Below are 24,404 nucleotides of genomic sequence, written 5' to 3' on the forward strand. Positions count from 1 at the left end.
GTACTCGGATGCAAAAGTCTGACGTCTCGAAGTCGCGCTTAGTGTAAGAAGGTCAGTTCAAACGGGACTTCATAAAAAATGTGTCCGCCGACCATCATGTCGCCGATAAGGATTGGCTCGTCCGCATTCTTGGGGCGCGCACCGCCAGCCACACGGTAGTTCATCTGACTTTCTACGCGTAGGCCGTCGAATTCGGCCGAGAAAAAGATGTCGCCCAAAACTTCATTGTAGCCACGAAAAGAAAGCTTTTCTGAGCTGACTTCATATGATGTCACTTCAAACCTTAATTGATCAGCGCGGTATCCGTTTCCTGCTTCGTCCATCTTGATCTCTTCAGATTCATTCCAGAACTCCACATAAACGGCGGGTTCAAATCCCTCAGAAGTGGCTGGCATAAAGCCATCTTTCCCACCGAGCGAGATTCGACGAAGTGAATACTCGCCGACCGTGATCTCGCTTTCAGGTTCGAAGACGCCACGTGGTTCAAAGTCACCGACAAATTCTTGAATGTTATAGCCCTCGTCATTCAGCTTGTACCGCTCATGGCGGACACCTGAAAGAATGATGCTGTCGTCGATAATCTCCAGCGCTACACTCTCGAGATAATCATCCAAGCGTAAAAAGCCATCCCGAGCGCTCCACGGGCCGGATCTGTTCGATATGCCGTCTGACCTGACATACGTGCCATTGGGATTAAAGGTAAGAACCTCTGTTTGGCCCGTACCAGAATTCTGCACTGGCATCCAAGAGCCCATGATGAATGCGGGCAGACCGCTATTACATTCCTCAGGCACATGCCCTTCAAAGGCACCTTGAAGGACGCCATTTTCAGAAATCCAGGTTTCGCGCACATATCGAAGGCCACCCCACATTATACTGTCACGCAGAATTTCCAACCGGCCCGGCAGGCGATCGTTCAGCTGCAATTCACCGTTCGAAATTTCCCAGGTGCTGGAAGGCCGCAAAGGACCGCTGTCGTCACCCACTTCAAGCGATCCATCCGCGCCAAACGTGAATCTGTGCATACGGCGCCGTTCGGTGTCAGGAACTGGGAACCAGGAACCGACTAAGAATTCAGAAAGGATGAGGTCGCAGTGATCCATCGCAAGATTTTCTTCTCCACTCCCTTGCTCAACGTGTTCCAGAAACAGCAAGTAGGGGTTATCTGGTTCCAGCTGCGCAATGAACCTCTCGTGCCACATTTCGGACACGGCTAAATCCTGTTCAACACCGTAGCCATTCATATAAATTTCATACAGCTGGTATTGCGCACCGATATGGCCTTGCTCGCCAGCCATTTCGTACCACTTTGCGCCAATAACCATGCGATCAAAATCTTCCAAATCAGAAAGATAATGTTGACCGATTGCTTCTTGCGCACTGGCATCTCCGTTTTCAGCGGCAAGGAAGAGCCATTTCAGACCTTCAACCTCGTCGATTTGAACACCAAGACCCCAAAGGTAGGCTTGGCCAATATAACTCTGAGAAACGACATCGCCTTGCTCGGCCAATGGGCGCCAATTTTCGTTTGCAGTCGCATAGTCGCCTGTGGTGTATGCCTCTAGGCCGGCTTCAAAATCTTGCGCAAGTGCAGTCATTGGTGTCAACAACATCAACCCAACATAGATCTTTTTCAATAGTTGCAACTGAAACTCCTTTTCTAAAACTTGTCGAAAACTTGAAATGTCCCAACGCACCCTTCCTATTTAGGAAGGGGTCCGTTGATCGTTTAATCTGATCTCAATCCGTTGCGTGAACAACGGGTCGTGTAAGACGCCAACAGCCGTCCCGCTGCTAGGGCGGATCGCACGGAAATTATTACACATCAACTGGAACACGATTCTCTGTCGCGAGTCCAATCGTGTAGGTGGGACATCGCAGAGTTTAGCAAGGCAAAGAGAGTTGCTGAAAGTTGGAGATGGCCGTGGTGGGCGGCATATCATGGCGTTGTTGACAAAAGGGGCAGAACGGAGACCTTCGCTGCGGGCGGGCGGGCGGGCGGGCGGGCGGTGTGAAGTGGTCCGGCGAATTCGGACAGCGTGCTAAGGTGTATCCAACACGAATGAATGGATACGAGAATGACGAAGCGACGGAACTTTTCAGACAACTTTAAAGTGTCTGACGTCAGCGCTTCTGGGTCCAAATAGGCATATTTGATAAGAGAGTGTTGTTGGCTCATCGTAACCACTGAGGAGTGGGACATGAGACAGACAACTGGAACACGCAAAAGCCCGGGCGAGAAGATCGTCAAAGATATCAAACGGGCGACCCGCAAGCATTATTCATCTGAAGAGAAGATTAGGATCGTCTTAGACGGTCTGCGTGGGGAAGACAGCATTGCCGAGCTGTGTGGTCCACTGCCCGGCAGTGCATGTTTACATGCACGAGAGGGGTGAAGGCATCTCCCAAGGCATCTACTACAAATGGTCCAAGGACTTTATGGAGGCCGGTAAGAAGCGCCTTACGGGCGATACCGCCCGCGCCGCCACAACCGACGAGGTGAAGGATCTGCGCCGTGAAGCACGTGATCTGAAGGAAGTCGTTGCGGAGCAAACACTTGAACTCCGCTTGCTCAAAAAAAGCATGTTCGACGGTGGGGGCGACCACGAATGAGGTATCCCGCATCAGAGAAGCTGGAGATCATCAAGCTGGTCGAGGGGTCGCATCTGCCGGCCCGCCTGACTTTGGCCAAGCTCGGCATTCCACGCACCACATTCTACCGTTGGTATGATCGGTATTGGCAGCGTGGTGAGGCTGGCTTGCAAGACCAATCTCCCAAGCCAAAGCACGTCTGGAACCGTATTCCTGACGAGGTGCGACGTCGGGTTGTGGACCTTGCGCTGGAAGAGACAGAACTGTCACCGCGTGAACTGGCAGTGACCTTCACAGATAAGGAAAGCTACTTCGTATCAGAGGCTTCCGTATACCGTATGCTGAAGGCGCATGACCTGATCACCAGCCCAGCCTTCATCGTCATGAAAGCCGCCAGTGCGTTCAAAGACAAAACCACAGCGATCAACCAGCTTTGGCAAACTGACTTCACCTATCCCAAGGTTCTGGGATGGGGCTGGTTCTATCTCAGTACGATCCTAGACGATTACAGCCGTTACATCATCTCCGCTGCCCGGCAGGGTATTGCGCAGCAATGTCCCGAGAGGGTGGAAACTCTGCACCAATATGCGGGCTGAGGACGTGACTGACACGCTCGACTTGGCCCTTAAGGCGTCCGGCTGTGATCAGGTTCACGTCGTTCACAAACCACGGCTGCTGAGCGACAACGGATCCAGTTACGTATCCGGTGACCTGGCTGAGTGGTTGCAAGGGAAAGGCATGAAGCATTCTCGCGGCGCGCCATATCATCCGCAAACACAGGGCAAGATCGAGCGATGGCATCAAACCTTGAAGAACCGCATCCTCTTGGAAAACTACTTCCTGCCAGGTGATCTTGAAGCCCAAATTGAAGCATTCGTCGATCACTACAACCACCAGCGCTTCCACGAGAGTCTGAACAACGTCACGCCGTCTGACGTCTACTTCGGCCGTGACAAAGCCATTCTACAACAAAGGGAAAGGATCAAACGAAAGACACTCGAAGCGCGCCGCTTGCATCACAGCCTGCACGCCACATAATGACACCAACCAGATGAGCCGAACGCTCTCTTAATTTAAGCCGCCTTTGGTGCCAAAAACCCTGACGACGTACATTAAAGAATGTCTGAAAGTGGCTGACATAGCCGTTCAATGTCCGGATGGAGGCTTTGGGCAGGCCCTTTAATTTCAACATGTCATCGAGCGACAGCCCTTTTGTAGCAGGGGACTTGTTTCTGTTCTTCGGTAGGTTGTGCAATGCCGCTTTAACCATGCGTGCGTCAGCCTTAGTAAAATCGCCCATCGGCATGTTCTTGGTAAGCTGTGATAACAGGTTCAGCGCATCGCGTTTTTCGGTAAGGGTTTTTGCAACCCACAGGTTAGACCTCTCACCCTCTGCCATATGGAGTTCAGTGACATCGCTTATTCGGTGTTCTGCAGTCGGCGACTTAGCCCTGAAATTCTGGGTTTCAGCGAGGGCGTCTTCAAGTTCAAACTCAGAATAGCGAGCGTTGTATTCAAGGTCCGCTCTGGAGGTCTGCAAGTGCGCTCGCTGGAAATCATGAAGGATCAGGCGTCGGTCTTCGGCGGTTAGCTTTTCTGTGATGGCTTCCTTTTCACAGAAATCGCTCAGGAGCCTATCTTCGTCGTCTATGTAGGTGTGCTAACGAACGTCTCTTGGTCGCTCTCAGCGGCGCGTATGACAGCTTGCAGGCCCCGCACTCTATCATCGGAAATGGGACCAGCCGTAGCTACATGTTTTTTGAAGCTGGCCAGCCGTTTGCGGAAATGGTTTTGCACGTGTCGGCGAATGTCGGTGTACTTCATGGCTTGCACCGTGGGGGGCGCCAGCAGTAATTGTCCAGCGACGATGAGCCTTCGAGACAAGTGCGCCGCAACCTTCGGGCATCGCGTCCCGAGCGATAGCTTCATATCAGTGCAATTGCGGTTCGGGTGCAGGCGGGTCGGAATTGGTAAGCGGAAGTAGAAAATGCCGTGTCTTGAGGTGCTTAGATAGGCTGCATGACGCATGGAATTGTCTCACCAGTTTGTCGCACCGGAAGTCAAAGCGTTCTAAGTCACTGATAAGAAGGTAAATGGTGGGCGACCCTGGAATCGAACCGCCTTTGGGTTTCACATCATAATAAACAAATTTATAACAGTGACTTAGCGGGTCTTTTATTTATAGCATCCCTAAATTTTATCGAATTTTCCCAAATTTGTATCGAAAATCAAGGAGAGGGTGCCTTTTCTGGGTATTATCCTTGAGACAACCGAGCCGAAATTTTGCAAAGCACTTAAGGTCTGCTCTTTGGAACGGACGCAGCAAGGCCATCCCGTCTGAACACGTGCTGTACCGAGGCTTAATGAACTCAAACGATCTGTGAAGACGTCGTTTAAAACTCCTTGCAGTCATCCAATGCTATACAAGCAGTTTGTTAAAATGCATTGGCGGAAAATATGAGTGTTGTGGTCCTGTCGATTGACTGGTCATGATGCGCTTGCATTGGATAGCGTCAAGACTTCTTGAGCCTACGCACCCTTGAAACCGAACGTTGGCTGAGAATTTCATAGCCAAGCTCAGCAGCCAGACGTGATCTTAAGGTGGCCAACTCTTCAGATGCCAATTCCAGCACCTCACCATTGTCCACATCGACCAAATGGTCATGTTCTGTTTCATGTGCCATTTCAAAACGGGCAGGGCCATCGTCGACCGCGAGGCGTTGAACGATACCGGCATCAACGAGCGTTGCGAGCGCGCGGTAAACGGTGGCAAACGACACGCTGCTGTCGACCGACTTGGCGCGGGCATATACGTCTTCTGCGGTTGGGTGATCGTGGCTTTGGACTAAAGCTGCAATGACGGTGCGGCGCTGTGACGTCACACGAATGCCCGCGTCACGTAACATGCTTTCGATTCTGTCAGGCTGGTCTGTCATAGTCGTCTCCTGGGGCTTTATTATTCTATAATGCAGCCTTTGACCATAGTTGCAAATAGTTCTCATTTGCGCTTGACAGTTGCGACTGATTTGCATTTACATGGCGTAGATTTCATCCAGAGGAGAACTAAATGCTATCCCGATTTCTAAAAACGACATCTATCGCGGCGATCACTGCGATCTCTGCAACCGGTGCCTTTGCCCAAGACCGCATGAAGGTTGTGACGACCTTTACGGTCCTTGCGGACATGGCTTCGAACGTTGCGGGCGACGCGGCTGACGTGGTTTCGATCACCAAACCGGGCGCTGAAATTCACGGCTACGAGCCGACACCGCAAGACATTGTACGCGCTTCCGACGCCGATCTGATTTTGTGGAATGGTATGAACTTGGAACTTTGGTTCGAACAGTTCCTCAGCAATATGGACGACGTGCCATCCGCGACGTTGACGGATGGTATCGACCCGATTTCGATCTCAGGCGGCAGCTATGAGGGTAAGCCAAATCCGCATGCTTGGATGGGTTTGGACAATGCGCTGATCTACATTGACAACATTGTTGCGGCCTTTTCTGAACAAGACCCTGGTAACGCGGAGATTTATGCGGCGAACGCCGAAGCATATAAAGAAGAACTGCGTAGCACCATCGAGCCTCTACGTGCTGCCATTGCGGAAATCCCTGAAGAAAACCGTTGGTTGGTCACATGCGAAGGTGCGTTCAGTTATCTTGCCCGCGATTTCGGCATGAAGGAATTATACCTTTGGCCAATGAACGCCGACCAAATGGGGACGCCGCAACAGGTTCGTGCCGTGATCGACGGTGTGAATGATAACGACATTCCCGTCGTGTTCTGTGAAAGTACTGTCAATACGGCTCCCGCCGAACAGGTGGCCCGTGAAACTGGCGTGGCATACGGTGGCGTGCTCTATGTAGACAGCCTGAGCGAACCTGATGGCCCAGTGCCAACATACCTTGACCTGCTCAGCGTGACATCGCGCACAGTTGCTAATGGTCTTACGTCCGCGACAAACTAAGTCGTAACAACGTGACAAAACCGACCTGCGGCCTTCGTGCCGCAGGTTATTTGCGTTAAACTGCTAGGGCTTTATGGCCAAAGGAACGAATATGCTTGACGATCAAAATCCTCCTGAACACAGCGATTTCAAAACTAAAGTAGGCATCTCGGCGCAGGATGTAACGGTGACGTACCGCAACGGTCACACCGCGCTTTGGAACGCGAGTTTTGAGGTTCCGCGCGGTACTGTTACCGCACTTGTTGGGGTGAACGGTTCGGGTAAGTCTACGTTGTTCAAGGCGATCATGGGGTTTGTTCCAGCCGCCAAAGGCACGATCAAAATCCTTGGCCTCGATGTAAAAGAAGCCCTTGCCAAAAACCTTGTGGCCTACGTGCCGCAATCTGAAGAGGTCGACTGGGCCTTTCCGGTGCTGGTTGAGGACGTCGTGATGATGGGGCGCTATGGCCATATGGGGTTTCTGCGTCGACCCAAGAAAGTTGATCATGAGGCCGTGAACGAGGCCCTGCGCCGCGTCAGCATGCAGGACTTTAGAACCCGTCAGATCGGTGAATTGTCCGGTGGTCAGCGCAAACGTGTATTCTTGGCGCGATCCCTGGCGCAAGACGGGCAGGTGATTTTGCTGGACGAACCATTCACCGGTGTAGACGTAAAAACCGAAGAACAGATTGTCGGCCTCCTGCGCGAATTGCGGGATGAAGGTCGCGTGATGCTGGTCTCGACCCACAACCTCGGGTCGGTTCCGGAATTTTGCGACCGAACGGTTTTGGTCAAAGGCACGGTCCTTAGTTATGGGCTGACGGAAACGACATTCACCCGCGAAAATCTTGAAGAAACGTTCGGTGGTGTACTGCGGCATTTCACGCTTGGTGGCGATGCGCTGCATGATGATGAAGACGCGCGTTCAATCACAATTATTACCGATGACGAACGCCCGCTGGTTCAATACGGCGACAAGACACAGCATGCGAAGCGAGGTGAATGATGGAATATGTACTTGAACCATTTACCTACGGCTTCATGATCAATGCGATGTGGGTGTCCGCCCTCGTCGGTGGCGTATGCGCATTTTTATCCGCATATTTGATGCTCAAAGGCTGGTCTCTGATCGGGGACGCGCTGTCCCATTCGGTCGTTCCGGGGGTGGCAGGGGCCTATATTCTTGGCCTGCCGTTTGCATTGGGCGCGTTTGTTGCTGGCGCACTGGCGGCGGGTGCGATGCTATTTTTATCCGAACGGTCAGGCCTGAAGGTCGATGTGATCATCGGGTTGATTTTCACGTCCTTCTTCGGGCTGGGCCTGTTCATCGTGTCGATCAACCCGATGTCGGTGTCGATCCAGACGATCACTATGGGCAATATTTTGGCCATCACACCGGAAGACACGCTACAGTTGGCTATCATCGGGTTTGTGTCGCTGGCCGTGTTGCTGGCCAAATGGAAAGACCTCATGGTCACGTTTTTTGATGAAAATCACGCGCGCACGATTGGTCTGCGCCCTGGCATGCTCAAGGCGGTTTTCTTCATTTTATTGTCTGCGTCTGTGGTTGCCGCCATGCAAACCGTCGGTGCGTTTCTAGTAATTGCCTTAGTCGTCACACCCGGGGCCACGGCCTACTTGCTTTGCGACAGGTTTCCGCGTTTGATAATCACATCCGTCGCCATCGGGTCGATCACCAGTTTCATCGGCGCTTATAGTAGCTATTTCCTAGATGGCGCGACCGGCGGCATCATCGTGACATTGCAAACCCTTATCTTCCTCGTGGCGTTTGTTTTTGCCCCCAAGCACGGGTTACTGGCCGCCAAACGCAAAGCCAAACAGGCGCTGGAACGTGGTCCTGGCGATCTAGCAGCGGAGTTTAAATAATGGATACCCTTCTTTTACCGTTCCAGTTCGCGTTCATGCAGAACGCGTTTTACATCTCGATGATTGTGTCCGTTCCAACGGCCTTATTGTCGTGTTTTCTGGTGATGAAAGGCTGGGCGTTGATGGGTGATGCCGTCAGTCACGCGGTGCTGCCGGGCATTGTTCTGGCCTACATCATCGGTATCCCCCTAATCATCGGTGCGTTCATCGCTGGGATGACCTGTGCACTTGCGACTGGTTACCTGTCCACCAACAGTCGCGTGAAGCAGGACACCGTCATGGGTGTTGTGTTTTCGGGCATGTTTGGTGTTGGCATCGTGCTGTACGTGTCGGTCGAGACGGCCATGCACCTCGATCATATTCTATTTGGCAACATGCTGGGTGTTGAACCGCACGAGCTATGGACCGCTGGCATGATCTCTGCGGGCGTTGGTCTGATACTGGCGCTAAAATGGAAGGATTGGTTGCTGCACAGCTTTGACCCCGCACAGGCACGCGCGTCAGGTCTTTGGGTCAATTGGCTGCACTATGGATTGCTCGCCGCGCTTTCGCTGACCATCGTGGCCACTCTATCTGCCGCGGGCCTGATCCTTGCGATTGGTTTACTGATTGCACCGGGTGCCATTGCGTTCTTGGTCGTGCGCAAATTTTCCACAATGTTATGGGTGTCTGTCATAGTATGTATGGCATCGATGCTATTGGGAACTTATGCCAGTTTCTTTCTCGACAGTGCGCCTGCGCCAACGATCATTCTCGTTATGACCGCATTGTTTATCGCAGCGTTTATCAGACGTCAGATCATCACGCGGCAAGCCTCTATGCAGCGGGTAGATGATGCGGTAAATTCTTGAACTATGATGACGACATGGCGGCGCACCTGTCTGTGCATGGCGTGCGCCCCACACGGCAACGGCTTGCGATTGCTAATGTCCTTTTCAAAGACGGAGGGCGCCATATCGATGCAACGTGCCTGTATGTAGAGCTTGGGGCTTCCGCGACAAAAGTGTCCCTTGCGACGGTCTACAATGTTTTGAAGGCGTTTGACAAAGCAGGCCTAGTAAGGCGTGTGGCCTTGGGCGGTGAGCGAGTTTTGTATGATACCGACACAAGCAATCACCACCACTTTTTTGTTGTCTCGGAAGATAGGGTCATTGATATAAAAGCGTCGAACGCAGATGGTACCTCGCCGACAATTCCAGACGGCTATCGTATTTCGCGCGTCGAGACAGTCATCCACCTCGTTCAGGATGATGCGCGCGTGTTTGCGGCGGGGACATTGCTTGGCAACGCCTGACAGTATGCTCGCCTATTCAATAAACTTGGCAAAGGCGGCAAGGCTCTGTTCGCTAACGTGGTGCTCAATGCCCTCGGCGTCCGCTTCGGCAGTCTCCGCGTCTACTCCAAGCGAGATGAGAAAATCACGCACAAGCACGTGACGGCGACGCGATGTTTCGGCGAGGTTACGGCCCGCGTCGGTCAGGACCAAAGGCTGATAGGGTAGCTCTAGGATCATCCCCTCGCTTACCAGACGTTGCACATGATTGCTGACCGTTGCGTTGGAGACGCCGAACCGTTCGGCCAGATGGCCAGTGCGAACATCACCCTGCGTACGGCCTAGCTCGGATATCATCTCGACGTAGTCCTCGACGATCTCACGACGGTGCGCGTCTCGCACGCGTAGAAAATTGCGGGCCTGTGCATCTGGGAGGAGCATTTCAGTGTCTACGGGATGTGGCTCAGGCCGTTGTGTTACCATGCATCAATTCTGGACCAATATAAAATTCTCTACAATTTTTAGCTCAGGCTAAATATATTGATGTAGCGTGTTACCGTGATGTGCTAACACACCAGAAAGACGGCAGATGGCAAATTTGAACGTAGCATCCCGATACGCGCCGGATACCAATACCTATTCCGACAAAACCTGGCAAAATCTTACTCTAGCGGCAAACAGCGCTTGGGAAGAAGGCGACGATCACGCAGCGTGTAGTTTTTATAATTCTGCGTTGAAAGAAGCGAAACGTTTGCTGAACCTAGCCGAGCATGGTTCAGGACCTACGGAAGCACCAATGATCATGGTGATCTCGCATCACAATCTGGCGGAAGCTGCGTTGCGGATCGGACAACCCGATGTCGCACTCGCTCACTACCAAACACCGTTTGACCGTTTGCTGGTACTTGCTAGCCTGAAATCGACACCCGCAGATTTGCGTCAAACCTGCATCGCCAATCTCAAAGAAGCGACGACCGCACTTGTGGTCCATCTGCAATTTACAGGTGCCCACGTTTGGCACGTCGGCGATATTATTCGCAAAGCGCAATTCGCTGTTGCGTCACGGCCTGCGGTGGGCGTTCGCCTTTCTTAATCTTAGACTAAAAAGGGAAGCTACATGTTCAAGTTACCCGATCTGCACTACGCTACGAATGCCTTCGATAACTGCTTCATCATATGGCGCGGAAGGGGAAGGGGACATTCGTCGCCTTGTGCTCAGAGAGGGTTATGTCATTGTATTGAAGAGTGAGGGCGGCCCCGACATGACGACGAGACAAGACATCGAAGACATGATCCACAGGGTCGCGCTGCATGACCGCGGTGCGTTTGAGACGCTTTATTCGGCGACCTCTGCGAAACTATTCGGCATTATCCTGCGTGTATTGAAAGACCGCGCCGCAGCAGAGGAGGTTTTGCAGGAGGTATATCTGCGGTTATGGCAGGGCGGGGCGGAAACGTTCGCGGCTGGTAAAGCCAGCCCGATCAGTTGGCTGGCAACCATTGCGCGCAACCGTTCAATTGATCGGTTGCGAAAAAAACAGACCCAGCAGTCCACTTGAGGACGCGCCAGAAATTGCAGAGCCGGGATTGGGGCCAGAAGGCCTTGCGATCGCGGCATCTGAACGGGCACAGATCAACGGATGTTTGGACGAACTAAAACCCGACCGTGCGGCAGCAGTACGCAGCGCCTATCTGGACGGGGAAACTTATGTTGACCTTGCGGCGCGTTTTGACGTGCCGTTAAATACAATGCGAACATGGCTGCGGCGCAGCCTGATAAGTTTGAAAGACTGTTTGAGCAAGTGATCGACGAGAGCATCACCCCAGAAGACGGCACGCCGCGCGACGATGTTCTCGCGGCGGAACTCAGTCTTGGGCTGCTCAAAGGGGATGAGTTGGCGCAGGCGACACGTCGTGCACGCATTGATCAGACCTTTGCAGGTTTGGTGGAAGATTGGGATGTCCATTTCAGCACTTTGACTGAAGAAATAGCGCCGGTTGCGCCGCCCAAAGGCCTGTTCAAAAAGATTAAAGCAGACGCATACCCCGAAAGCCCGAAACGCATTTGGAAAAACCTCAGGATTGTGCCTGCCTTTCTGTGTGCCGGTGCCGCGGCGCTGACCCTATTGGTGGCGTTGCATCTCGGCGGCTACATGCAGACAAATCCTGTTACGCCGACATCCGTGGCCCGCCTGGTTGCGCAAGACAACAGCCTCGTGGTTGCGGCGGCCTACGTTGGGGGCAGTGGGCAGTTGTTTGTGGAACGCCAAGTCGGGGCCAGCGCGCAAGGTCGTTCACTAGAACTATGGGTCATTGCAGGCGACGCGGCCCCTGTATCGTTGGGTATTCTGGCGATAGATGAAACGATCGATGAAATTATAGTCCCCGAAAACCTTCAGGACCAAATGGTTGGTGCGACGCTTGCAATCTCTGACGAACCCTTTGGCGGATCACCAACTGGCGCGCCGACCGGTGCCGTGCTTGCTGCGGGCGAAATCACCACGCTGTAAGTCACGTGGTTTTCACGTCACTGTGAACCTATGAAATGTCCCGAAACTCTCCTTCCATATGATGCGTTGCTTTTGGCATCGGGATCGCAATCGTGCGGTCCTTAAAGACCAATTTGGAGACGTTTTATGACCATTAAGACATTCGCAACCGCTGCCGCACTTACACTAACCGCAGGTATGGCTTTCGCTGACGCGCACGCATCCAACCCAATGGTTGGCGGCGCAGAAATGCTGGCCGAAAAGAACATCATCGAGAACGCAGTAAACTCCCCGATCCACACAACACTCGTGGCGGCTGTTATGCAGGCTGGCCTCGTTGAAACATTGTCCGGACCTGGCCCGTTCACAGTGTTTGCCCCAACCGACGAAGCATTCGGCCTGATCACCGACGAGACACTCGGCGCGCTGATGATGGACGAGAACAGGGCACAGCTAGCCACGATCCTGACCTGCCACGTTGTCGGCGCTGAAGTCTTCGCTGACGCAATCGGCGGAATGATCGCAGGCGATGGCGGCGCTCACCCAGTTGAAACACTTGGCGGCTGTACATTGATGGCAGAAATGTCCGGCGATGCCATAACGTTGACGGACGAAAACGGCCGGTTGGCTACTGTCACAATCGCAGACGTTGATCAGTCCAATGGTGTGATCCACGTCATTGACCGCGTGATGCTGCCCAAGCAGTAAGTCCGACTTCTAAGATCAGACGAACGGCCGAGGGCAGCAAACCATCCCAGGGGGAGCCTTCGGTCACATCTGCGTGCGCTATGTCATATTTTGTCCCAGAGACACAGCGCACGTTTTACAACACCCCCGAACAATAAGGAGTTTGTCATGAATCGCCGGACCTTTTCGATAACCGCCCTTACCGCTGCCGCTTTTGGCACAACCCGCGTTGCCGCAGCCGAGAGCCCGTTTGAGATCACCCGCACACCAGCAGAGTGGCGCGCCCTGCTAACCGACATACAATACAATGTGATGCGGGAGGACGGTACCGAACGGTCGGGGACATCGCCTTTGGATAAGAATTACGCAGCAGGCATTTATCACTGCCGTGGTTGCGATCAGGCGCTCTATTCTTCGGAGCACAAGTTTGACAGCCGCACTGGATGGCCGTCGTTCTTTGATGTCTTGCCAAACGCGATCCAGACCAAAGCGGACGACACATTTTTTTCGTCGCGCACAGAATGCCATTGTGATCGATGTGGCAGCCATTTGGGACATATTTTCGATGATGGCCCAGCCCCAACAGGCCTGCGCCACTGTTTGAACGGTGTCAGCTTGGTATTCCGCGCCTCATAAATCCATTGAACAACACCTGAGTGGGCGGCGACTGCCTGTGCCAGAGTGCTTAGCCGGTTTTTGTGCCGTTTCCTGCCACACTGCGGCGGCTTTCTGGTTACATCCCGGGTTGACTGTCCCCTTAACCGCATCATCTCATGGCGCAGATATCCTAGCCTACTAAAGGGCTTGCGCTCTAATGTCTGGGTTAAAGCTGTATAATTTACCACCTTCTTCGGCTTTGTTGCACAAATCGCCCTTATGGCGTGCTTCCCCTGACCCCTGACGGATTCAGCCTACAGTAACGGTGTTTGGGATGCCAAGGGCGGTGAAGCCGTTGAGTATCGCGGCACGGATTTGGACTTCCGCAACTTGCCGGTCAAAGTCTCGTGCGGCCAGGCGCTGCCCGAGTAGTTTCAAACAATGCATCTTTGTCTCAACACGACTCCTGCGGTGGTATCCGCTCAAGCGACGCCATTGAGCGCGGCCGAGATCCTTTGAGGACTGTACCGCTTCGTTTCGGGCTCTGGCCCCCAGCGTATCCGGCTTCCATAGCTTGGCATTCTTGCGTGGCGGGATGACAGCACGGGCATTGCGGGCCGCAATCGCATCATGGCATTTGCGGGTGTCATATGCCCCATCTGCTGTGACACTGCCAATCTTCTGATCTGGTGTGATCTGACCGAGAAGGTTGGGCAACATGGGTGGGTCTCCAATGCTGCTACTCGTCACTTCGACCGCGCGTATCTCCAACGTTTCTTCATCAATCCCTATATGTATCTTGCGCCACACCCGACGTTTCGGCCCGCCATGCTTGCGAGCGTTCCACTCACCTTCGCCCTCAACTTTGATGCCGGTACTGTCGATAAGGAGGTTTAGCGGGCCCTTTGAGCCCTGATACGGGATGGTAACCGATAGCCTTTTCTGACGCCGACATAACGTGCTGAAGTCTGGGACCTCCCAGTCAAGGTCGATCAATTTCAACAGGCTTTCCACAAAGCCCGTCGCCTGCCTCAAAGGCATTCCGAACAGCACTTTCAACGTGAGACAGGCTTGGATCGCCGCGTCGCTATAGCGTGGCTGGCGGCCCCGTTTGCCCCCCTCTCATGGTTTGCAAACAAACCACTGCCGGGCAACGGTAGGCGCAGCTTTCCAAGTGACCTCTGGGTTAAACCAAATGGTCAGTGACCCGCGTCGCTTCAGGGCCTTGTTATACTCAGGCCAGTTCCTCGTGCGGTAAATCGGGGCGATAGGTTTACTCATGACGCCAGCTACCATGCTGGATTTACAACATGAATCCCTGATACGAGACTATTTGTGCAACAAAGCCAGTGTGGATAGTTCAGGTTTATAAGGTTGTGCGGGATTTCTGAGATAATCGAGAAGTCTTATCTCCTGAATTGCATATCGCCAAAATGGCCGTTTAATCAACTCTGGGCTTATTAAGTCGCCATATATTCGCACTATTGGAACATAATTTTCGGTGGGGGGAAGAATGAACTCTCGTTCACTGTCTTCGTGCTCTCGGCGCTTGTTAGTTTTAAAGCTTTGGAATTTGGTAGGGTCTTTCATGCGATCTATGAAAGCATCATCTTCTTCGGCCCAACCCACTACCAATTGAACAGCTTTTGCGTAAGTGACGTTCCCACAAGGCCTACACCAAGTGGTTTCTTCAAAAAGAGGCTGTAAATGCTTGGGAACCCTGCGTTGATAGTTGTATCGACCTCTATCAATTTTTAGGTATTTTACTCGTTTCATGTCTATCATGTATCGAAATTTTCCCAAAATGTATCGAAAATCGACCATTATCAATGGGATCGTACCACCATTCACCCATAAAATCAATGGTTTGGAGGTAATGGTGGGCGACCCTGGAATCGAACCAGGCGTGCGTTTCCGCGAGAGAGTTACAGTCTCCTGCCACACCTTGCGGCCTGACGCCCACTGAGCGCGTGAATAGCTACGGCCACTGTGGGCGTCAACCTCAATTCTCTGGCAACACTTGCGGTTTTTGGTGATGGTCGCCATGAGGGAGCAAATGCAAAGGATCGCGACATGAAAAAACCAACCTGGGTTGTTGATAAAGAACGTAACAAGCGCGCTGCTGCCAATGAAACGGTATGGCTGTTTGGCATCCATGCGGTGCGTGATGCCCTGCTGAATCCCGTTCGTGAGAAATTGCGTTTTGTTGTTACCAAGAACGCGTTTGATCGACTTGGCGATGCGGTCTCCATCGGATTGAAAGACGGTGGACCGGAGCCTGAAATGTGTGAGCCGCGTAATTTTGCGGCGCCAATTGATCCGCAATCAGTGCACCAAGGTGCTGCGTTGGAGGTCAAGCCGTTGGACTGGGGCAAGATCGAGGATCGCTGCATGGGGGACGGGGTAAACCCGCCGCGTGTGGTGTTGCTGGATAAAGTGACTGACCCGCATAACGTCGGCGCGATTTTACGATCAGCCGAGGTGTTTGGCGCACAAGCGGTGATCGCGATGAACCGCCATGCCGCCCCCGAAACAGGCGCGTTGGCAAAGACAGCCAGTGGTGCGATGGAACGCCAGCCTTATCTGCGGGTGCGCAATTTGGCGGACGCGATCGTAGAGCTTCAGGGCATGGGATACATGGTGCTGGGGTTGGACGGCGAGGCCGAACAAACGATTGAGCAGGTTGTTGACGGCAAAACGGATCGTGCGATTGCGTTGGTATTGGGCGCTGAAGGGCCGGGATTGCGCGATAAGACGAAAGAAACCTGCGACGCGCTGGTGAAAATCGATTTTGCGGGTGAATTTGGTTCTCTCAATGTTTCGAACGCGGCGGCTGTTGCCTTATATGCGACTAGATCGTCCTAAACCGCAAACCGCATGCCTGTTCAAAAACCTGGCCATAAGATCGCGACCTGTTGTTCTTGTGGCACATGCGCCGCGCCTCGTTTTACGCGGCAAAGACTGTCATGAGGTAGGGTGTTCAAGCTGTGGCGCGCCGTTGCACAACCTTAAAATGTTACCGATCAATGGTGGGCGGGTGACTGCGCGTGCGGCGACACCCACTCGCCCAGCACCCAAACCTGTGCACCCCAGACAGCCACATCCCAAGCCGAGTAAGGTGGAGAAAACGTAAGAAACGCAAAACGTTGCGAAAAAAAGACGACTGAGGACCTGTGGGGCGAAATCGAAGACAATCTTTGATTGAAACAATTTCGCTTGCTCTGTCACAGATTGGCGAGGTGGGTGTTTTTACGCGCACGGATGGGCCAAATAGTGTTCAATGCCAATCTGATCGGAGATTTTTATGCTGAACCGTCGCACCCTAATGGCCGCAGCTGCCGCTGCACCGCTGGCCGCATTTTTTACCCGCCCCGCCGTGGCCGCTGAACCATATGTTTTTGCAGTGGATGGCATTGCCATTCGCGGCGCGGACCCAGTTGCATACTTGTCACAAGGCGAACCGGTACAAGGCAGTCGTGATCACGCGCTGATGTGGGGCGGTGCGACGTGGCATTTTTCCAGCGCCGCCAACATGGAGTTGTTCATGGCCGACCCACGGGCCTACGCGCCCCAGTACGGTGGGTACTGCGCCTATGCGGCGTCGCAGGGCTATGTCGCATCCACCGTCCCTGAGGCGTGGACGATCCATGAGGGCAAGCTTTACCTGAATTTTTCATTGGGTGTGCGCCGCCGCTGGGCGCGTGACATTCCGGGTCACATTGCATCCGGTGATGCAAACTGGCCCGCTCTGCTTGCGTAGGTATGCATAAATGGGTGGGGCGAACGTGATCACAAGAGATCGCGCAGCGTTCACGTTTTGCTGAAGGCCCTTTAATGACTGGGCGTCGTACCCATCTTTGTAGGGCGAGCAAGGACTGGAACCCCCTTGTTCAAATTCACTGTCCCTCGTTCCGCACTCCGCGCCCGGTTTATTGACCGGGCGCTTTTTTGTGGCGCAAAGATCGGCTAAGGAGACGTCATGTACAGCGATCAAGTGCTCAAAGATGTGTTGAACGCCATGAAAACCGTGGCAGTGGTCGGCGTGTCCGCCAATCCGGTGCGGCCCAGCTATTTTGTGGCGCGATACCTGTCGCGCAAAGGCATCCGCGTGGTGCCTGTTAATCCGGGGCTGGCGGGGCAAGTGCTGTTCGGCGAAACGGTCTCTGCGACTCTGTCAGACATTCCGTTCAATGTGGATATGGTGGACGTGTTCCGCAGGTCCGACGCGGTGCCCGCGATTATCGATGAGGCGCTGGCGCACTGGCCAAACCTGCAGACGATCTGGATGCAGATCGGGGTTGAGCATGCAAGTGCTGCTAAGGTGGCAGAGGCGCGCGGGGTGACTGTAATTCAGAACCGCTGTCCAAAAATTGAATATCAGCGGCTGTTTGGCGAGTTGCGGATGGGTGGTTTTGCGACGGGTGTGATTTCGTCGAAATTATAATGGCGTAAGGCGTGCTGCTGCCCCGTCCTGCGGACTCCCCGGGATATTTGTGAGACAAAGACAGGATCAAGAAAGATCGACGCTACGACGGGTCTTCGATCATCAGGTCGGCGGCGACGCGGATGTCGCGCAGCGGGCGCACGCGGCGGATCGATTCTGCGTACAGCGGGTGGGCCTTGTAGGCGGTGAGCGCAGTTTTGTCTTTGATGTCAGCCATGACGACAAAATCGGGGTGTGGACCGGGAATTTCGTCCAGAGCAAGGTTGCGCGAGACGCTAAACGTTTCAGCGTGCGGATTGTCTTTCAGGATCCAAAGGCCCGCTTCGATTTCGTCCAGATCATTGGGGTCGATGGCGCTGAAAAACGCGATGTGGCGGATCATCGGTTGGCCTTTTCTGTGACGCCAGATTGGGTGGCGCGGCTGGCAAGTTCTGCTTCGATATCATCAAGGGTGACATCGTGGGCGGCGCACATCACAAGCAGGTGGTACAGGACGTCTGCCGCCTCAGATGTGAGCCGCGCCTTATTGCCTTTGGTGGCTTCGATGATCGCTTCTACAGCTTCTTCGCCAAACTTTTCCGCGGCCTTGTCGGGGTCGGCAAGCAACTGGGCAGTCCAACTGGTGTCGGGGTCTGCACCTTTACGGGCAGCGATGGTTTGGGCGAGTTCTTTTATCGACATATCAGAGCCTTACAGGAACACCAGCGGCGTGCATATGCGCCTTGGCTTGCGGGATTGTGAAGGTGGCAAAGTGGAAAATCGACGCCGCGAGGACCGCAGATGCGCCGCCCAGCGTGACCCCTTCAACGAGATGATCAAGTGTGCCGACGCCGCCTGATGCAATGACCGGAATAGACACTGCATCGGTGACGGCTCGGGTCAGAGCAATGTTAAACCCCGCCTTTGTGCCGTCATTATCCATTGCAGTGAGAAGAATCTCGCCCGCGCCTTTGGCCTGCGCCATGAGCGCAAATTCAACAGCATCAATGCCCGTCGCGCGCCGCCCGCCATGGGTGAATATTTCCCAGCGATCGGGGGCGACCGTTTTGGCGTCAATGGCGCAGACGATGCATTGGCTGCCAAAGCGCAGGGCGGCTTCGGTCAGCACATCAGGATCGGCAACTGCGGCGGAATTGAACGACACCTTGTCCGCCCCCGCCAGCAACAGATTTCGCACGTCCAAGTGGGTGCGCACACCGCCGCCGATTGTCAGCGGCATAAAGCACGCCTCAGCCGTGCGGGTGGCCAGATCATACATGGTGCCGCGGTTTTCCTCAGTGGCCATAATGTCGAGGAAGCACAATTCGTCCGCGCCCGCGGCGTCATAGGCACGCGCAGTTTCAACAGGGTCGCCTGCGTCGACCAGATCGACGAAGTTCACGCCTTTGACAACGCGGCCATTGGCAACGTCGAGGCAGGGGATGATGCGGGTTTTAAGCATTCTTCTTCCTGAATAGGCCTATTGAACTACTTGTATTCAAAAGAAGTAAGCCAAATGCCAGATAAAGCCCACGCCCGATGAATCGCACGATGCCGACGAAGTGAGACCTGACCGCCGGATGTCTTGGGTCGAGTTTGGCAATTCCCGCGTCAACATCTTTAGCAGCAAACCAGCCCAGTGCGGCTCCAATAGCTCCAAACACTGGCGTCCCAGCACCAGCACCAAAAAAGAAGCCTGCAACGCTCCCTGCCATCCCCAATGTGGTCCCAAGGAGTGCGCCAATTGGTCCTAAGATGGCCGCAAGTATCAGTCTGGCCTTAAGCATGGCTCAAAACCCGTAGCGCAGCCGTCAGATCAATCGCGCCGTCATACAAGGCCCGCCCCGAGATCGCGCCGGAAATCACGCCCGTCGCCTTCAGCGCTTCTAGGTCGGCCAGGGATGACACACCGCCTGACGCGATGACGGGAATATCCACAGCCCGCGCCAAGCTTTCGGTCGCTTGGATGTTGGGGCCTTTCATTGCGCCGTCGCGCAGGATGTCGGTGTAGATGATCGCGGCAATGCCTGCGTCCTCGAACGATTTGGCCAGATCGGTGACTTTGATGTCAGTCTCATGGGCCCAGCCCTTGGTCGCAACAAAGCCATTGCGCGCGTCCAACCCCACGGCCACCTGACCGGGGAATGCACGCGCAGCCTGTCGCACCAGATCGGGGTTTTCGACGGCCACGGTGCCAAGGATCACGCGGGTCAGCCCACGGGTCAGCCAGCGATCAATCGTCGCCATATCGCGGATGCCACCGCCCAGTTGTGTGTGGACAGGGCAGGCCGCAAGGATCGCTTCGACAGGGGCGGCATTCACGGGTTCACCGGCAAAGGCACCATTTAGATCGACCAAGTGCAGCCATTCACAGCCCGCATCGACGAATGCGCGGGCCTGTGCTGCGGGATCATCGTTAAACACGGTTGATTGCTCCATGTCACCATGCACAAGCCGCACGGCTTGCCCGTCTTTGAGGTCGATTGCGGGATAAAGGATCATGGTCTCACCTGTGTTATCGGATTGTATGCTTTTATGCACGCAGCGCAGCCAGATGCAACGCGACGTAAATCACCGCACCAAACGCGCGACCCTACGTTATACTTGTATGGAATCAGTTTTCGCAGGCAATATTTCCGCAATCTCAGGGAGGAGATACGTTATGAAGAAAACAGCACTCACACTCGCGGCCACGATTAGCTTTGCTGGCGCAGCTTTTGGCGACCCACTTGAAGGGGCTTGGCGCACGCCAGCAGACGACAATGGCAATTCCGGTCTTGTTGTGGTGGCCCCTTGTGGGACGGCTCTTTGTGGCACGCTGTCGCAATCGTTTGATAGTTCGGGCGCACAGATGGAGTCGCCGAACATCGGCCGCCAGATTATTTTTGATACGACCCCATCTGGGGACGGTGCGTATCGCGGGCAGGTCTGGTCGCCAGATCGTGACAAGACCTACAATTCGCGCCTTCAGCTGACCGGTGACACTTTGTCGGTTTCCGGCTGTGTGTTCGGCATTTGTCGTGATGGCGGCACATGGATACGCAATTAAGGTATCGCCTTAACTGAGCGCCCTAGTGATCTGAAATAATGCAACAAAGCCGCGTTTGCAAAATTCCAAACGCGGCTTTTCTATGGCGTCCACTGCAGGAAATTCGCAATCATTTGCAGGCCAGCGCTTTGGCTTTTTTCGGGATGAAACTGCGTGCCAATAATGGTGTCGCGCCCAACGATGGCCGTAACGTCGCCGGCGTAATCACAATGGGCCAGACGTTGCGCCCGATCCCCCATCACCATCTGGTAGGAATGGACGAAATACGCGTGATCGCCGGTCTTGATGCCGTTTAGGACAGGGTGTGGCGTGTCGATCACAAGATCGTTCCAACCCATGTGTGGCACCGGCAGCGTCGGGTCGTTGGGTGTGATCTTGTGGACCTCACCATTGATCCAGCCAAAGCCTGCGGCTTCCTCGTACTCAAACCCCTTGATCGCGAGCATTTGCATACCGACGCAGATGCCCATGAAGGGGACCGCACGGATTTCAACACTTTCGCGGATGGCGTCAGCCAATCCAGAAATACCATGTAGTTCCGCCTGACAGTGCGGAAACGCGCCGTCACCGGGCAAGACGATTCGATCAGCCTTAGCAACGATATCAGGGTCGCCAGTGACGATGATGTTGCCCGCATTCGTCTCAGCCGCCATGCGTTCAAACGCTTTTTGTGCTGAATGCAAATTGCCGCTGTCGTAATCAATCAGGACAGTTATCATACGATTTGTCCTGCGCCGTTTGTCACAAGGCACCCTTGGTCGACGGGATCGCATCCGCCTTACGTGGATCAGTTTGCACCGCGACGCGCAGCGCACGGGCGAGAGCTTTAAACGCGGCCTCAACGATGTGGTGGCTGTTAAAGCCGTGTAAGCGGTCGATGTGCAACGTGATGCCGCCGTGTGTCGACAGCGCCTGAAAGAATTCGCGCACCAGTTCAGTATCAAAACTGCCGATTTTCGCTGTGGGCAGATCTAGGTTGCAGATCAGGTAGGGACGGGCGGATAAATCCAACGCACAGCGCACCTGCGCGTCGTCCATCGCAAGGTGGCAGTCACCGTAACGATTGATGCCACGCTTGTCGCCAAGGGCCTCTAGCAATGCCTGACCAAGCGCGATGCCCACGTCTTCGACCGTGTGGTGATCGTCGATGTGCAGATCACCCGTCGCGCGCACGGTCATATCGATCAGCGAATGGCGTGCCAGTTGATCCAGCATGTGGTCAAAAAAGCCCACGCCGGTCTGATTGTCATAAAGTCCTGTTCCGTCGAGGTTTATTTCAACTGAAATATCCGTCTCAGCGGTTTTGCGGGTGATTGTGCTGGTGCGCATGGGGCTACTTCCTCGATGTTGTGGCTCTTATAGGGGGCGCGGCGCGCATCGCCAAGCGGCGTCGCGCGGAATGTGGGGATGCGGGCGCAATAGCCACAGGCCCGCAAGGGGTTGGAATCGGTGCCATAATTGCGTCAGATGCGTCAGATGCGTCAGATGTGTCAGATGCGGCAATCGGCAAAGCAGGAGAGCGATCATGGTATCAGAATTTTGGGACGTCCCTGTGGGTAAGATCGCGGCGGTGGTCACAAATTTGCAGATGTTTGAACGTCCAACCCCACGTAATATCGTGCCCATCACCTCAGAACTAGTGGCGCACGACACACCTGATCTGGATTGGTACCGTGATCTGTTCATGCGGGTCGGCGGACAGCACTGGATGTGGTTTTCACGCCTTGGGATGGACGACGCCGCCTTGTCCGCAATTGTGCACCGCGATGATGTGAATATCTATTCGGTCCGCGTTGATGGCCATGACGAGGGCATGCTGGAACTTGATTTTCGCCTGTCGGGTGAATGTGAACTGGGCTATTTCGGCCTGACACCTGCGATGGTCGGCATGGGGGCAGGGCGCTGGTTGATGGAACATGCGCTCGACAAGGCATGGTCGCACCCGATTAACCGCTTTCACGTCCACACCTGCACGCTGGATAGCCCGCAGGCGCTGCCGTTCTATACCCGCAGCGGGTTTGTCGCCTATCACCGGCAAGTGGAAATTGCGGATGATCCGCGCAAGAATGGTGTTTTGCCGCGCGATAGCACGCCGCAGGAACCGATCATCTAGACGCTTTGTCGGCACCCCAAAATATCAAGGGGCGCATTTCGCGTTCAAATTTTTGATTTTTGACAGTGAAATACTGTGCGCTGCTACGGCAATGCGCCTCTAGGCCTTGATTGCTTGGCCAAGAAAACCCGCGACGTTCTTGTCGGCAATGTCGTTGAAGCAGAGGTGGTCGCGGGAAGACGCTGATCGTAGGGGGTTATTGTGCGCCTGCAGCGAAGGTCCTGTCTCCACCGATTCTGTTGAAAAACACCGTGTTGCGCGTGCAGAAAGTTGGGCGTCGAACAGGGCGCAAGCGCCTTTCTTATCAGGCTTTGCACGCTTGCTGCGTTGCAGGAAGGATCTTGGCTAGTTTGCGGAGGTTTTGGGCGGTTGCTGCGAGGAGGAATTCGTCATTTGCGCCGCATGGTCCTCGTAATCGAAGCCGTCCTAGCCCCAGGATGCGTTTGAGGTGAGCGAAGAGCATCTCGAGCTTTTTCCTCAGTCGCATTGAAACGGCGTATTGCTTGGTCTTAGCAATATCTCGGGCGACCTGGCGGGCGTCTTCGTGTTCGTCGCGGGTGATCTTGCGAACATCGGTATTCGGGCAGCATTTGGCTTTGGATGGGCAGGCCTGACAGATCAGCTTAAGCCCACGATATTTTGCCCTGCCCGTCGTGGTTGGGCCTCGGCTGGGATCGGAGGAGTTGCGGCGGAACTGCTTGAGCGACTGACTTTCTGGGCAGATGTACTTGTCGCCCTACGGGTCCCACTCAAAATTAGCGCGGCTCAGGGTGCCATCGGTGCGGCCAGCCTTATCCCCTCTCGTGCATGTGAACCTGCACATCCTAGGCAGTGAATGACCGGGATGTGCGGCGCGATGCCACGATCCACTAACCATCCCTGCATCGTGCGCACGGACCCGACTTCGGCCTGACGGATCGACCGCGTGGCCTCAACATCCATTGCCCGGCAGTCGTTTGCGCTTGCGCCATGAGAGGGGCGGCTTTTGGAAAAGGTTGAGTGGTTGGGCACATTGTCGCTCAGATCCAGTCCGCAGAACCAGCGGTAAGCAAGGTTCAGATGCACCTCTTCGCAGAGGCGATGTTCGGACCGAATGCCGAGGCAGCAGCCAACCAGCAGCATTCGGATCAGCAGTTCTGGATCAATGGACAGCGACCAGTATGGCTGTAAAAATCGGCTAAATATTGGCGGATGCCAGACAGATCGACAAGCCGATCAATGGATCGCAGCAGATGATCCCGAGGAACGTGATTATCTATCGAGAACGCATAAAACAACGCGCCCTGCGTTTCTTGCTTTGGCCCCAACATCGAAATCATCCCCCGTTGCTAACTAGGCTCAGGAC

30 protein-coding genes, 1 tRNA gene and 3 pseudogenes are annotated in these 24,404 nt (G+C 54.3%); 17 read left to right on the forward strand and 17 right to left on the reverse strand.

What is annotated here, in order from left to right; translation table 11 throughout:
• Positions 1–38: 38 nt before the first annotated feature.
• Positions 39–1,697, reverse strand: coding sequence for a tetratricopeptide repeat protein (locus OAN307_RS25125; RefSeq protein WP_144055528.1), 1,659 nt, complete (start codon positions 1,695–1,697; stop codon positions 39–41).
• Positions 1,698–2,201: 504 nt separating this feature from the next.
• Here OAN307_RS25125 and OAN307_RS07105 point away from each other — a divergent pair.
• Positions 2,202–3,630, forward strand: a pseudogene (locus OAN307_RS07105) (IS3 family transposase).
• Here the strand turns inward: OAN307_RS07105 and OAN307_RS27820 are convergent.
• From OAN307_RS27820 to OAN307_RS07120, 3 genes are all read right to left on the reverse strand, one after another.
• Entirely contained in the window at positions 3,575–4,132 is a 558-nt protein-coding gene (locus tag OAN307_RS27820) for a hypothetical protein (protein WP_144055529.1), read from the reverse strand. The pseudogene OAN307_RS07105 and the gene OAN307_RS27820 overlap by 56 nt on opposite strands.
• A gap of 107 nt (positions 4,133–4,239) precedes the next feature.
• Positions 4,240–4,620 carry a DUF6538 domain-containing protein gene (locus OAN307_RS31165; RefSeq protein ID WP_015499108.1) on the reverse strand — a complete coding sequence of 127 codons (381 nt, stop codon included), beginning with the start codon at positions 4,618–4,620 and terminating at the stop codon, positions 4,240–4,242.
• A gap of 485 nt (positions 4,621–5,105) precedes the next feature.
• Positions 5,106–5,528 carry a Fur family transcriptional regulator gene (locus OAN307_RS07120; protein WP_044043363.1) on the reverse strand — a complete coding sequence of 141 codons (423 nt, stop codon included), beginning with the start codon at positions 5,526–5,528 and terminating at the stop codon, positions 5,106–5,108.
• A gap of 131 nt (positions 5,529–5,659) precedes the next feature.
• On the opposite strand from OAN307_RS07120, the gene OAN307_RS07125 reads away from it, so the two are divergent.
• The 5 genes from OAN307_RS07125 (at position 5,660) to OAN307_RS07145 (ending at position 9,722) form a co-directional block, all read left to right on the forward strand.
• Complete coding sequence (locus OAN307_RS07125; RefSeq protein WP_015499110.1) at positions 5,660–6,562, forward strand: metal ABC transporter substrate-binding protein; 903 nt, start codon at positions 5,660–5,662, stop codon at positions 6,560–6,562.
• Between the two features lie 91 nt (positions 6,563–6,653).
• Positions 6,654–7,547 carry a manganese/iron ABC transporter ATP-binding protein gene (locus tag OAN307_RS07130; protein ID WP_015499111.1) on the forward strand — a complete coding sequence of 298 codons (894 nt, stop codon included), beginning with the start codon at positions 6,654–6,656 and terminating at the stop codon, positions 7,545–7,547.
• The gene (locus OAN307_RS07135; protein WP_044043366.1) at positions 7,547–8,428 is read left to right on the forward strand and encodes a metal ABC transporter permease; all 882 of its coding nucleotides are present in this window, start codon (positions 7,547–7,549) and stop codon (positions 8,426–8,428) included. Before OAN307_RS07130 ends, OAN307_RS07135 begins: the two co-directional genes overlap by 1 nt.
• Positions 8,428–9,279: a metal ABC transporter permease gene (locus tag OAN307_RS07140; RefSeq protein ID WP_015499113.1), complete on the forward strand. Its 852-nt coding sequence runs from the start codon at positions 8,428–8,430 to the stop codon at positions 9,277–9,279. The genes OAN307_RS07135 and OAN307_RS07140 overlap by 1 nt, the downstream gene beginning before the upstream one ends.
• Positions 9,276–9,722, forward strand: a complete 447-nt coding sequence (locus OAN307_RS07145) for a Fur family transcriptional regulator (protein WP_015499114.1) — start codon at positions 9,276–9,278, stop codon at positions 9,720–9,722. The genes OAN307_RS07140 and OAN307_RS07145 overlap by 4 nt, the downstream gene beginning before the upstream one ends.
• A 12-nt stretch (positions 9,723–9,734) precedes the next feature.
• Here the strand turns inward: OAN307_RS07145 and mntR are convergent, their stop codons facing one another.
• Entirely contained in the window at positions 9,735–10,142 is a 408-nt protein-coding gene (mntR, locus tag OAN307_RS07150) for a manganese-binding transcriptional regulator MntR (RefSeq protein WP_044044540.1), read from the reverse strand.
• Positions 10,143–10,290: 148 nt separating this feature from the next.
• Between mntR and OAN307_RS07155 the strand changes: the two genes are divergently transcribed.
• The 6 genes from OAN307_RS07155 (at position 10,291) to msrB (ending at position 13,513) form a co-directional block, all read left to right on the forward strand.
• A complete protein-coding gene (locus tag OAN307_RS07155) occupies positions 10,291–10,794 on the forward strand; it encodes a hypothetical protein (RefSeq protein ID WP_015499116.1) in 504 nt (167 codons plus the stop codon).
• A gap of 169 nt (positions 10,795–10,963) precedes the next feature.
• Entirely contained in the window at positions 10,964–11,260 is a 297-nt protein-coding gene (locus OAN307_RS30900) for a sigma factor (protein WP_333783199.1), read from the forward strand.
• Positions 11,202–11,507, forward strand: coding sequence for a sigma factor-like helix-turn-helix DNA-binding protein (locus OAN307_RS30905; RefSeq protein WP_333783200.1), 306 nt, complete (start codon positions 11,202–11,204; stop codon positions 11,505–11,507). Before OAN307_RS30900 ends, OAN307_RS30905 begins: the two co-directional genes overlap by 59 nt.
• Positions 11,504–12,211, forward strand: coding sequence for an anti-sigma factor (locus OAN307_RS07165; RefSeq protein WP_015499117.1), 708 nt, complete (start codon positions 11,504–11,506; stop codon positions 12,209–12,211). The genes OAN307_RS30905 and OAN307_RS07165 overlap by 4 nt, the downstream gene beginning before the upstream one ends.
• Before the next feature lie 126 nt (positions 12,212–12,337).
• On the forward strand, positions 12,338–12,898 hold the full coding sequence (locus OAN307_RS07170) for a fasciclin domain-containing protein (protein WP_015499118.1): 561 nt from the start codon (positions 12,338–12,340) through the stop codon (positions 12,896–12,898).
• A 147-nt stretch (positions 12,899–13,045) separates the two neighbouring features.
• Positions 13,046–13,513, forward strand: coding sequence for a peptide-methionine (R)-S-oxide reductase MsrB (gene msrB, locus OAN307_RS07175; RefSeq protein WP_015499119.1), 468 nt, complete (start codon positions 13,046–13,048; stop codon positions 13,511–13,513).
• A gap of 270 nt (positions 13,514–13,783) precedes the next feature.
• On the opposite strand, the pseudogene OAN307_RS07180 reads toward msrB, so the two are convergent.
• The 3 genes and pseudogenes from OAN307_RS07180 to OAN307_RS28655 all read right to left on the reverse strand — a co-directional run bounded on the left by OAN307_RS07180 (position 13,784) and on the right by OAN307_RS28655 (position 15,435).
• Positions 13,784–14,755 (reverse strand): annotated as a pseudogene (locus OAN307_RS07180) (IS5 family transposase).
• Positions 14,756–14,803: 48 nt separating this feature from the next.
• Complete coding sequence (locus OAN307_RS28650) at positions 14,804–15,250, reverse strand: hypothetical protein (RefSeq protein WP_148287089.1); 447 nt, start codon at positions 15,248–15,250, stop codon at positions 14,804–14,806.
• Positions 15,251–15,351: 101 nt separating this feature from the next.
• Positions 15,352–15,435: transfer RNA gene (locus tag OAN307_RS28655), tRNA-Tyr, on the reverse strand.
• Between the two features lie 112 nt (positions 15,436–15,547).
• Here OAN307_RS28655 and rlmB point away from each other — a divergent pair.
• The 3 genes from rlmB (at position 15,548) to OAN307_RS07200 (ending at position 17,918) form a co-directional block, all read left to right on the forward strand.
• Positions 15,548–16,339 carry a 23S rRNA (guanosine(2251)-2'-O)-methyltransferase RlmB gene (rlmB, locus tag OAN307_RS07190; protein WP_015499121.1) on the forward strand — a complete coding sequence of 264 codons (792 nt, stop codon included), beginning with the start codon at positions 15,548–15,550 and terminating at the stop codon, positions 16,337–16,339.
• Positions 16,340–16,778: 439 nt separating this feature from the next.
• Positions 16,779–17,234, forward strand: coding sequence for a YHS domain-containing (seleno)protein (locus OAN307_RS07195; protein WP_015499122.1), 456 nt, complete (start codon positions 16,779–16,781; stop codon positions 17,232–17,234).
• A gap of 219 nt (positions 17,235–17,453) precedes the next feature.
• Positions 17,454–17,918: a CoA-binding protein gene (locus OAN307_RS07200; protein WP_015499123.1), complete on the forward strand. Its 465-nt coding sequence runs from the start codon at positions 17,454–17,456 to the stop codon at positions 17,916–17,918.
• A gap of 82 nt (positions 17,919–18,000) precedes the next feature.
• On the opposite strand, the gene OAN307_RS07205 is transcribed toward OAN307_RS07200, so the two are convergent.
• The 5 genes from OAN307_RS07205 to hisA all read right to left on the reverse strand — a co-directional run bounded on the left by OAN307_RS07205 (position 18,001) and on the right by hisA (position 20,399).
• Positions 18,001–18,300 (reverse strand): Dabb family protein, encoded by a 300-nt coding sequence (locus tag OAN307_RS07205; protein WP_015499124.1) that lies wholly within the window; start codon positions 18,298–18,300, stop codon positions 18,001–18,003.
• Positions 18,297–18,599: a phosphoribosyl-ATP diphosphatase gene (locus tag OAN307_RS07210; RefSeq protein WP_015499125.1), complete on the reverse strand. Its 303-nt coding sequence runs from the start codon at positions 18,597–18,599 to the stop codon at positions 18,297–18,299. Before OAN307_RS07210 ends, OAN307_RS07205 begins: the two co-directional genes overlap by 4 nt.
• Position 18,600: 1 nt before the next feature.
• The gene (hisF, locus tag OAN307_RS07215; protein ID WP_015499126.1) at positions 18,601–19,359 is read right to left on the reverse strand and encodes an imidazole glycerol phosphate synthase subunit HisF; all 759 of its coding nucleotides are present in this window, start codon (positions 19,357–19,359) and stop codon (positions 18,601–18,603) included.
• Complete coding sequence (locus tag OAN307_RS07220) at positions 19,352–19,612, reverse strand: hypothetical protein (RefSeq protein ID WP_187292554.1); 261 nt, start codon at positions 19,610–19,612, stop codon at positions 19,352–19,354. The genes hisF and OAN307_RS07220 overlap by 8 nt, the downstream gene beginning before the upstream one ends.
• Positions 19,613–19,676: 64 nt before the next feature.
• Positions 19,677–20,399, reverse strand: a complete 723-nt coding sequence (gene hisA / locus OAN307_RS07225) for a 1-(5-phosphoribosyl)-5-[(5-phosphoribosylamino)methylideneamino]imidazole-4-carboxamide isomerase (RefSeq protein ID WP_015499127.1) — start codon at positions 20,397–20,399, stop codon at positions 19,677–19,679.
• Positions 20,400–20,559: 160 nt separating this feature from the next.
• Here hisA and OAN307_RS07230 point away from each other — a divergent pair, with 160 nt between their 5' ends.
• A complete protein-coding gene (locus OAN307_RS07230; RefSeq protein ID WP_015499128.1) occupies positions 20,560–20,946 on the forward strand; it encodes a DUF2147 domain-containing protein in 387 nt (128 codons plus the stop codon).
• A gap of 80 nt (positions 20,947–21,026) precedes the next feature.
• On the opposite strand, the gene hisH is transcribed toward OAN307_RS07230, so the two are convergent.
• Both hisH and hisB read right to left on the reverse strand, forming a co-directional pair.
• Complete coding sequence (gene hisH / locus OAN307_RS07235; RefSeq protein ID WP_015499129.1) at positions 21,027–21,665, reverse strand: imidazole glycerol phosphate synthase subunit HisH; 639 nt, start codon at positions 21,663–21,665, stop codon at positions 21,027–21,029.
• 22 nt (positions 21,666–21,687) lie between these two features.
• On the reverse strand, positions 21,688–22,275 hold the full coding sequence (gene hisB, locus OAN307_RS07240; protein WP_015499130.1) for an imidazoleglycerol-phosphate dehydratase HisB: 588 nt from the start codon (positions 22,273–22,275) through the stop codon (positions 21,688–21,690).
• A 196-nt stretch (positions 22,276–22,471) separates the two neighbouring features.
• Here hisB and OAN307_RS07245 point away from each other — a divergent pair, with 196 nt between their 5' ends.
• Entirely contained in the window at positions 22,472–23,059 is a 588-nt protein-coding gene (locus tag OAN307_RS07245) for a GNAT family N-acetyltransferase (protein ID WP_015499131.1), read from the forward strand.
• A 304-nt stretch (positions 23,060–23,363) separates the two neighbouring features.
• On the opposite strand, the gene OAN307_RS29740 is transcribed toward OAN307_RS07245, so the two are convergent.
• Both OAN307_RS29740 and OAN307_RS29745 read right to left on the reverse strand, forming a co-directional pair.
• Entirely contained in the window at positions 23,364–23,783 is a 420-nt protein-coding gene (locus OAN307_RS29740) for a transposase (RefSeq protein WP_408634940.1), read from the reverse strand.
• 242 nt (positions 23,784–24,025) lie between these two features.
• A pseudogene (locus tag OAN307_RS29745) lies at positions 24,026–24,369 on the reverse strand (transposase); the annotation flags it as partial.
• Positions 24,370–24,404: the final 35 nt, after the last annotated feature.

The organism is Octadecabacter antarcticus 307, from assembly GCF_000155675.2.
In the GTDB taxonomy this organism is placed as follows: domain Bacteria; phylum Pseudomonadota; class Alphaproteobacteria; order Rhodobacterales; family Rhodobacteraceae; genus Octadecabacter; species Octadecabacter antarcticus.